General features: G+C 66.9%; 4 protein-coding genes and 1 pseudogene. 1 reads left to right on the plus strand and 4 read right to left on the minus strand.

What is annotated here, in order from left to right; genetic code table 11:
* The coding region (locus Q319_RS26565; RefSeq protein ID WP_156039512.1) for a transposase at nt 1–309 on the plus strand (309 nt) is incomplete at its 5' end.
* On the opposite strand, the gene Q319_RS0120955 is transcribed toward Q319_RS26565, so the two are convergent.
* The 4 genes and pseudogenes from Q319_RS0120955 to Q319_RS27530 all read right to left on the minus strand — a co-directional run.
* Complete coding sequence (locus Q319_RS0120955; RefSeq protein ID WP_051655633.1) at nt 304–4,641, minus strand: DUF11 domain-containing protein; 4,338 nt, start codon at nt 4,639–4,641, stop codon at nt 304–306. The genes Q319_RS26565 and Q319_RS0120955 overlap by 6 nt on opposite strands.
* A gap of 4 nt (nt 4,642–4,645) precedes the next feature.
* On the minus strand, nt 4,646–7,444 hold the full coding sequence (locus tag Q319_RS0120960; protein WP_029484374.1) for a DUF11 domain-containing protein: 2,799 nt from the start codon (nt 7,442–7,444) through the stop codon (nt 4,646–4,648).
* A gap of 175 nt (nt 7,445–7,619) precedes the next feature.
* Nucleotides 7,620–9,191, minus strand: coding sequence for a hypothetical protein (locus Q319_RS0120965; protein ID WP_029484375.1), 1,572 nt, complete (start codon nt 9,189–9,191; stop codon nt 7,620–7,622).
* A gap of 7 nt (nt 9,192–9,198) precedes the next feature.
* Nucleotides 9,199–9,505 (minus strand): annotated as a pseudogene (locus tag Q319_RS27530) (IS4 family transposase); the annotation flags it as partial.

The raw sequence follows: 9,505 nt of genomic DNA on the forward strand, positions 1-9,505 counted from the left end.
TACGCACGGAGGCGCTTTGTGCGCCTCCGTCATGTCTGGGCCGATGGTGGTTATCTGGGCAAGCTGGTCACCTGGACGCTGGAAACACTGGGCTGGACATTGGAAATCATCAAACGCAGTGACAGGGCCACAGGGTTTCAGGTGCTGCCCCGTCGCTGGGTGGTGGAACGCTCATTGGCGTGGTTGACGCGCTCACGTCGGCTGAGCCGGGACTATGAAGGCCGCTGCCATACTTCCGCTTCCTGGTGCTATCTCGCCAACATTCGCCTGATGCTCCGTCGCCTCGACCCATCCGTCGAACCTTTATAAACACGCTCTGAGGGTCAGGTGAGGCGTGAGTTGCCCAGCCACGCCCGCGCGGATCACCACGCCGAAGCCCTTATCGTTCAGGACCAGATCGGTCCCGGCGGTGGCGCTGACGGTCTCGGATTTGTAGTTCAGGTCCGCGCCCGCGCCCAGCTCGGTCTTGCTGCCCGCGATGTCGTACACGGCGCTGCCGCGCAGGCCCAGGGTGGTGCGGGCGTTCAGGGGCAGGGTGGTGGTCACGCCGAAGCGGGCGCGGTTGCCCTGGCCGCCCGCCGTGGGCAGATCGTAGGCCACAGCGTAGTTGGTGCGGCCCAGCGTGCTGTCCAGCGTCAGTCCGGCAGTGTGGCCCACGCCCCAGGTGTACTTGTCGGTCAGGCCCAGGGTGACCTTGCCCAGGCGGTAGCGCACGCCCACCCTGGTCTCGGCCAGTTGCTCGCCGCTGAAGGGCTGGGTATGCACCACGTCCACATCCAGCGGGGCGCGGTGATACCCACCGCTGACGATGCCGCTGATGCCCGTCTGGTCGCCGAAACCGACTTTCAGGCCGCCGCCGACGCTGAAGGGCGACAGCACCACCTCCGCGCGGGCCGAAACGTTGCCGCCCGTGGTGAAGTTGTCGGTCTGGGAGGCAGAGGGTGGGGCGGGATTGCGGTGATAGTCGGCCTCAACGATGGCACGCACGGTCCTGGTGATCCTGGCGTCGTAGGTGCCGTTGACCGTCAGGCCCGGTGTGAAGGCGGCCAGTCCAGCGTATCCGGCGTCCTGATAGCGCACCTTGAAGCCCAGGTCACCCCCGGTCAGGCCGCTGCCGCCCAGTTTGGTGTTGGCGTCCAGGCTGGCCTGCAAACCGCCGGAGTAGGCCAGCAGGCCGTCAGCGCGGGTGTCGCCATTGGCATAGCGGGCGCGTGCGCCAAAGGTCACGGTGGCGTCCAGACTCACGGCAGCCACGCCCACCGCAAAGTTCTGTCCGGTATAGGTGGCCTGTGCGCCGTAGGCCAGTTTGCGCTGGGAATTCTCGTTCTCCAGACGATATGAGGCCAGCACCACCACATCGTTCAGCGTGGCGTCCACCCGGTCCAGCGCGCGGGTCAGGGTGACGATGCCGGTCTTGCGGTCCAACTGGTAATCCACGTTGGGAAGCAGCCGGACGCGGGCCAGTTCCTTGCCGGTGGTTTCTTCCAGCGTGACCACTTCCAGCGTCTCGCTGCCGGGGCTGATCTCGCCGTTCTTCAATCGCAGGATGCGGGTGCCTTCAGGAACAACGCGCTCGTCCTTGACGCGGGCCTCGGGCACCAGGGCCACGAAGCCGGAGACCTGCGGGTTGCCTTTGGTGTTGGCGCTCAGGGCCGTGAACTGCTCACCCACCGGCAGCACGTCAATCGGCAGCGGCGCGCGGCGGTACTGCGCGTGGAAGGCGGGGTGATCGTATTCCACGGCCACCGGATCACTGCCCTGAAGCGGCACGCTCTCCACGCTGCTGTCTCCAAACAGGCTGTAACGCTTCAACGTATCGCGCTCGGTGGGCAGGCCGTCCTTATCGGCGGCGATGTAGATCTTGCCCCCGGCCAGCGGTCCCTCGTAGCTGGCGCGGGCCTGCACCTCCAGATCGTCTTGCAGGTTCAGGTTGCCGTCCAGGCCCAGCGTGGCGCTGACCATGCCCACGCCCACGCGGCCTCCGCCGGGCGTGACGGCGTAGGTCTGACGGGTGATGTTCGCACCTTGCAGGAGGTCCAGTTTCAGGGTGCCGGGCGACGCCTGGGGTTGCAGTTCCAGCAGGCCCTCCCCGTCCGTCAGGCGCAACTGGTACTCGGCCTCACCGGGGTTGGCGTCGGGGGTGCGCGGCTCCAGATTGGAACGCAGCGTCACCGACGACTGCGAGGACAGGCGACCAAAGGCGTCCAGCGCCCGGACCCTCAGCCGCAGCGGGGTGCTGCCGTCGGCCACCAGGCTCTCGGGCAGAACTTCCACTTTCGCGGTGGGTCCCACGCGGTTGACCGTCACACTCTGCCCGGCAAAGGTCAGGACGTTGGGGCCGATATTCAGGGGCACGCCCACGTAGACCAGACGGGTCACGCCGCGCGGGCCATCCTCGGTGGTCTGGCCGATGCGGTCTGCGCCGATCACGGTGCCGTTCACGCTCAGGTCGCTCTGCGTGCCCACCGGCAGTTCCACCACCACGCCGATGCGGTCACGGATTCGCACGTCGCTGCCCGAGAGCGGCAGCTTGATGGCCCCGGCGTTCTCGCCACGCTGTTCGGGAGCGCTCAGGGCGGCGGCAGCGGCCAGATCGGCGGCGTCCACCCGCCCCTGCAACACCTCGCTGCGCTCGCCGCCGTAGCGGGCCAGCAGCGCGGGGGCGGGCAGTTCGGGCAGCGCACCCGTGTGGGCCAGGGTGTAGGTGACGCTGCCGCGCAACACGGTGTTCTTCTGCGAACCGGGCAGCGTCCAGTACAGCGTGCCGCTGGCCCCCCGGCGTGGATCGGCAATCGGTTGCCCGTCCAGACGGCTGCTGCCCGCAACGAACGACGCGCCCTCGGGAATAGCGTGCGCGATGACCACCTCACGGGCCTGCGCGGGGGCGTCGAAGGGCAGACTGACAACGCTGGTGCGCGAGACGGCAGGAGTGGGCCGGGGCGTGGGCGGCGTGACCAGCGGGGCGGGTGCGGGGGCGAGCTGCACTGCAACCAACTGGCCCGTCACAGTCTGCGGACGGGGGCAGGCGGGGGTGTCCAGCGTGGCGTTCAGACTGGCCGTTCCCGCCGCAGTCACGCGCACGCGGTAGCTCAGGGTTTCTGTTTCACCGCCCGCCAATTCGCCGCTGAAGGTGGTGGGGTCCAGCGCTTCCAGCCCCGCGCCGGGGAGGTCGGTCAGGGTGTAGGGCACGGTGACTTCGCCCGTGTTCGTCAGGGTCAGCGTGACCGTGGCCTCCCCACCGATGGGGGTGTCGGTCAGCGCGGCGCGGCTCAGTTGCAGCGGGGTAGAGTCGGGCCGCACATTGACCCCCAAGCTCTGGCTCTGATTCCAGGGCGCAAACGTGGCGCTGAAGGTCAGCGGGCCGGGGCGGGTGGCCGTGCCCGTCACGCGCAGCTCGCCGGGTTTCGCGGCGCTGAAAAAGCCCGTCAGGCTACTCAGGCCGTCCACCGTCAGGCCTGCCGTGTCCAGGGTCAGGTCCAGCGGCAACTCTCCGCCGTAAGCCGTGGCGGCGCGGGCGGTCAGGGTCACGGTGTCGCCCACACAGACCTCGGGCTTGTCGCTGGTCAGGGTCAGAGCCACCTGCGGGCGCACTTCCACCCTGGCCTCGGCCACACCGCCGCGCGGCACGGTCACACTGGGGGTCACGCTGACCTGCGCGCCCGCGACTGCTGAGGCGCTGATGGGGTAGCTTCCGGCGGCCACCCGCCCCTCGCTGCGGCCATCCACCGTCAGGGTCTGCTGGCCCACCATCACGTCGGCCACAGTGGGCTGAGAACCGCCGGGCAGAATCAGCTCAGCGGTCACGCGCAGCAGGCCGGTCTGGTCCACCGCACTGAGGGTGATCGGCGTCGGCACGCCCGCGCGCATCAGGCTGAAGCCCACTGCGTTGCTGTACTGCTTTGCGCCTGTGGGCTGGCGCAGTTCGATCACGTATTTCCCGGCACGCTGCGGCAGGGGCAATTCCACCTCGCCCAGGTTGCGGCTGATCGGCAGCGTCGTGGCGTAGCCGGTGGCCGCGTCGATCACGCGGGCTTCCAGCTCGCCCTGGCCGTCTCCGTCGTACATCTTCAGGGCGTACATGCCGCCGTCGGTGGTCACGTTGATGGCTGGAACCCAGTTCTGCGAATGCACGTTGACGGTCAGGCGGTCCGCGCTGACGGCGGCGCTGACCCCAGCCAAGCGGATGGCGAAGGTGTTCTTGCCGTTGCCCTGCGTCACGGCGCGCAGGGTGTACTGGCCTGTGGGCAGGTTCTGATCGAGTAACGTTTCCCAGCCGTGTTTGCCGGGGGTGAAGGTGCGCGTGACCACCACTTTGCCGCCCGCATCCAGCACGCTGAAGGTGGTGGAGACCTGTGCGGCATTGGCGTCATACTGCTCGTCGCCGTAATAACCGTCGCTGCGGTAATCCGACTGGTCCAGACGGGGGCTGTAGAGTTCCAGGCGCACCACGCCGCCCACCGGCACGTCCAGCGTCAGGTTCTGGTCACCCACGGTCCAGCTCAGGGCGTCGCCCACGCTGGTCAGGGGGAGGCTGGTGCTGATTTCTGTGCCGGATTCCATCGCGTTCGCGCCCGCCCCCACGGCCAGCAGGGCAGAGAGGGTCAGGGCGATGCGGTGCAGGTGGTGTGGGTTGCGCTTCACGGTTTCATTCCCTCCAGCTCAGCGTGGGATCGGTGATGGCCGCGCGCGGCTCGCCGGTCCAGGCAAAGCGGTAGGTGAGGTTCGTTTCACCTGCGGGAAGGTTAGCGGTCAGGCTATTGCGGCCTTCTTTCAAAGTGGCCCCGGCGGGCAGCGGATCACTGAGGTCCACGCCCTCCAGGGCGCGCGGCGTGGCCAGTTTCAGCGTGACCACGTAACCGCCGTCCACGGCGTAGACGGCTTTTTCCAGCGTCACGTCACCTGCCGTCAGGGTGGTGCGGCGCAGCGCCGAAACCTCGCCCCCCAGCGGGGCCAGCGGGAAATCCACACCGGTCAGGCCGTTCACGAACACCGTCTGGGTGCCGCTCAGGCCGCCGTCGCGCGGCATATGCAGCGGCGGGTAGGGGGTGGTCAGGGGGTCCAGGCGCAGCGCCTGCGTGCCGTTCACCACGTTGGCAAAGCTGTAGCGGCCCCCCACATCGGTCAGGGTCTGGCGGCCCCCGGCCAGCAGCACGCGGGCACGCGGCAGCGGGGTGTCCAGCCCTTCCTGGTAGCGCCCGTCGCGGTTGCGGTCCACGTACACCAGGCCCAGGATGTCCGACAGCGGCGCGAAGTTCAGCAGCTTGAGCTTGACCGTGGCCACCGCCCGGTTGCTGGCAATCGCGCGGGCCACGCCCCCGGCCCCCACGCCGCTGACGGTCACGGTGTTGACCAGTTCGCCCAGGGCGTCCGGGGTCACGCGTGTGTCGTAGGCCAGCGTGATCGGCACCCCGGCCTTCAGTTCCGCCACGGCCCAGGTCAGCACGCCGCCCGTGATCTGCGGGTCTGCAATCGGGTTGCCGTCCAGCTTGCTGCTGCCGGGGATGTAGCTCAGCCCCTTCGCGGGCGTGTCGTTGATCTGTGCGTCGATGATGGACGTGGTGGCCGATTTGTTGGTGACGGTCAGGTTGTAGGTCAGGCGGTCCCCCACGGTCACCTCGGGGGCGTTCACGTCCTTGAGAACGGCCAGTTTGGCGGTCCACACCGGGGTCATGACCTCGTTGCTGTTCAGCGAGTCCGGGGTCTGGGTGCTGACCATCTGAAAGATGTTCTTGAGGGCCTCGCCGTCCACCGCGCGCGTGCTGACGGACGTGACCACGGTCAGCACGCGCGTCTCATTGGGGGCCAGCGTGCCCAGCGTCCAATTGACGGTCTGCGCGCCTTCTGCTCCGGCGCTGAGGCCACCGTCCGTGGCGCTCACGAAGTCCAGATGGGCGGTCAGTTTGTCGGTCACCACCACGCCGGTCAGCGGGCGGCTGTAGGGATTGCGGACCATGAGGCGGTAGGTGATGGTGTCGCCCGCCGCCACCGTCGCCCCGGCGGGCAGGGTCACCGTCGCCCCGCCATCTTTCGCGGTGGCCACGTAGGACTTGACCAGTTCGGGCAGACCGCTCTCGACGCTCTGCACGGCGTCTGCGGTGGCATTGCTGGTTCCCCGGTCCCCCTTGATGGTAATGAGGGCGTCCAGCGGCCCCGTCTGCGCGGCGCTGTAGCACACGCGCACGGGGGCGCTCTGGCCCGCTTCCAGGGGGATCGGCTGCACGAGGGGCTGACCGTCCTGGCCCACGAAAGTGGCCGCCGCGCCGCCCGTGGGATAGCTCACGCTCAGGGTGAAGGCGTCCTTCACGTCACCCGTGTTCTTTGCGGTGTGGTCAAAGCAGACCGGCTGGCCCACCACGGCCAGCGCCCTGCTCTGACGGTCTGCGGCGCTGCCTTCCGGGGCCTCGGGATTGCCTTCCGGGCCGATGGCAACGGCGGGCAGATAGCGCACATCGACTTTCGCCGTATCACTCACAGTGGTCTTGCCCGTCAGAGCGGTGGCGGTGTTGGGGATGATCTTGTTTTCCGCGCTGGCGTCGGCGCGCATACGAAAGGTCAGGGTCAGGTCTGCGCCGGGGGCCAGGCTGGGCACACGCACGCGCACGCCGCGCACCACGGTTCCGGGGGCGGCGGTCCAGACGCTGCCGTCGGCGGTGTATTCCAGCGTTCCAGTGCTGGCAATGGCGCTGCCTGCCACAAAGGTCAGGCCCTGCGCCAGTTGCTCGGTCAGGTTGTCAGTCAGGATCACCTCGCGGCTCTGGCCCTTGCCGCCGTTGGTGGTTTTGACCGTCACGGTGGTCTCACTGCCGGGGCGCAGCAGCGCGGGCGAGAAGCTCTTGCTCACGGCCAGTTCGGGGGGCGGGCTGATGCGGACCACGCTGACGTTGTTGCTGTCGCTCTGGCCGCCCGCGCACCCGGCCACCAGATTCACGAAGGCGTCCCCGGCGCTGATCGCGTCCACCAGCAGCAGCACGTCCGCGCTCTTATCGGCGTCCAGCGTCACACTGCTGATCTCCGGCTCGCCTACATCGGCCTTCCCGTTGCCGTTCAGGTCACGCACCAGTTTCAGACCAGGGGCGGAAGTGCCGCCTGCCTCGGTGCGGGCTGTCACGCCGAAGGTAAAAGTGGCGTTGCCCGCATTGACCACCTTGTACACGAACGTCGCCTGTTCGCCGGGCAGCAGGGAGGCGCTCTGGCCCGGCTGGGCCACGGTGCCGTCGGGGGTCACGCTCAGGGCACACACGGCAGAAACGGTGGTCTGCACGACGTTGGACTGCGACACCGTCGGCTGACCAGTGGTGGGAGACACGAACTCGGCCTGCGCCTGATTGGTGATCACCGTGCCGGCGGGCGTCAGGCCCTGTGCGGTCAGACTCTGTGCGCCAGCAAAACCGGGAAGCAGCAGGCCCAGCAGCAGTGCGGGAAGGATGAAGCGGGAGCGGGTCACAGGGTTCTCCTAGAGGGGATCGGGGAAAAACGGGCACGGCGCACGGAAATGTGCGTGGGATCAAAACTGGGGACAGGGCAAAAGAATTTCTGTTGTTGGGGGAATGGACGGTGCGGCACCGTCATGTAACGAAAAAGCGCGCCCCACACAGAGGCAGGGCGCGCATAGAGAGGGTTTACTTGATGATGACCTGGAAGGTGAGCGTCAAGCCGCCCTGGGCAGGGAACAGATCGTTGCCGTCCACCGAGCCGTTGGCATTGGTGTCCACGCCGACGTCCACGCTGGTCACTGCGCTCACGGCAATCGCCGGGAGAGCGCTGGTCTGCCAGGTGCCGCCGTTGAAGCGGTACAGCACGGTGCCTGCCGCAAAGGTCTTGGTGGCCGAGACGGAGCTGAACGTCGCCCAGGTGAACACATTGGTGTTGGGGTTGGTGTTCGACTCGGTCACGTAGAAGTTCTTGAGGACCGCGTTGTAGTTGTTCTTTGCCGTGATGGTGTAGCTCAGGGTTGCGCCGGGCAGGGCCGAGCCGGGTTCGGTCTTGGTCAGCGTGACGCCCTTGTTGTTGGGCTGGACCACGACGATCTCGTCGTTGTTGTCCTCACGGACGATGGTGCTGTACACCGCTTCGGCGCGCTGCTTGACGATCAGGTTGGTGGTCACGCCGTTGACCGTGGTGGCCTGAGCGTTGGCGGGCATGTCCACGACGGCGAAGACTTTAAGTTCCATGTTGGCGATGCCCGTGCCGGTGGTGTAGGTGCGTGTGCCGTTGCCGTTGGTCACGAAGGGCAGTTCTGTGCCCGGCTGCCCGCTGTTGTCGCTGAAGTAGCGAACGTTGACGGTCTGGCTGGACACGGTGCTGTCGGCAGCGATCACGGGCACATCGACGGTGCCGGTCAGGGCATAGGTATCGTTGTACGCACCCAGGTTGGCCAGGTCCATGGGGAACACGGCGCTGCTGTCGGTGTTCATGGCAGTTGCCGTTCCAGAAGCCGCACCCGGCACGACGCTCTGCACAGGGTTAGGGGTGGGGGCCGTGCCCAGGGCAGTGGTCGCGTCGCCGAACTGCAATTGCGGCGGGTAGATGGTGTTGGTCGAGGCGTCGTCGCTGAGCAGTTCGCCGTCGTTGCCCGAATCCGCGCCCACGACAATAACGAGGGGGCTGGGATCGTTGGCCGGATTAGCGTCGTAATCAGGATAGGTGACCACCGTACGGTAGCCCAGGGTCTGACCGGAGGCCACCGTCAGCAGGGGATAACCGCTGCCATCCACGGGCAGGGGGGTTCCTGTCAGGTCCGTGAAGCGCACCGTCACACCGTCTGGCAGGGTGAAGACCCCAGCAGTACTGGGCGTGACCAGAGAAATGCCGCCTGGGCCGGTTCGATCGGTGGGGAAAAGGCGAACCGTGTCCGACAGCGTTCCGCCGTTAGTCAGGCTGTTGAGGAAGACCACCGTGTCGGCAACGCTGTCGACGTCTGCCTTGGGATAGGCGATCTGGTTGTCCGCATTGACGGCCACGATATTCGTGCCGGGCCGCGTGGGGTCCACGTAACCAGGAACGCTGGTGGGGCTGGTGGGAGGCGTCACGGTGGTGGTGGGCGGCTGCTGGCCCGGTGCCAGCGGATCACCGTCGATCACGCCGTTGAAGATTGAGGGGGTATAGATGACCGCGCGGCTGAACTGAAGATCAGTGGACGCCTCGGTTTTGGGAGCGATTACGCCCGCATCGAAGACTTCAGTACCGGACAACTTGCGTTTAAGTGGCGCTGGGTGCGGAGAAAGGTTGATTTAAGAGGCCGAAGTATATTTCGGCCTGTGGGTGATCCCATCTCAGCGCTCTCGCCAGATATTGCCAGCCATACTGGACCACGCTGACTGCGCGACGACCATGCGCTTTGACTGGAATTGGTTTGGACGCATTCATCCAGACGCCCACCCGCAGACAGCACACCCAGGCCAGCGTGACCAGTCCAAACAACCGCTCTAATCGGTCAGCGTGGGTCACCGCTGACCGTTCCAGGTCAAAGCCACGCGACTTCATGCTGCTGAACGTACACTCGATG

The sequence above is a fragment of the Deinococcus marmoris DSM 12784 genome (assembly GCF_000701405.1).
GTDB lineage: Bacteria > Deinococcota > Deinococci > Deinococcales > Deinococcaceae > Deinococcus > Deinococcus marmoris.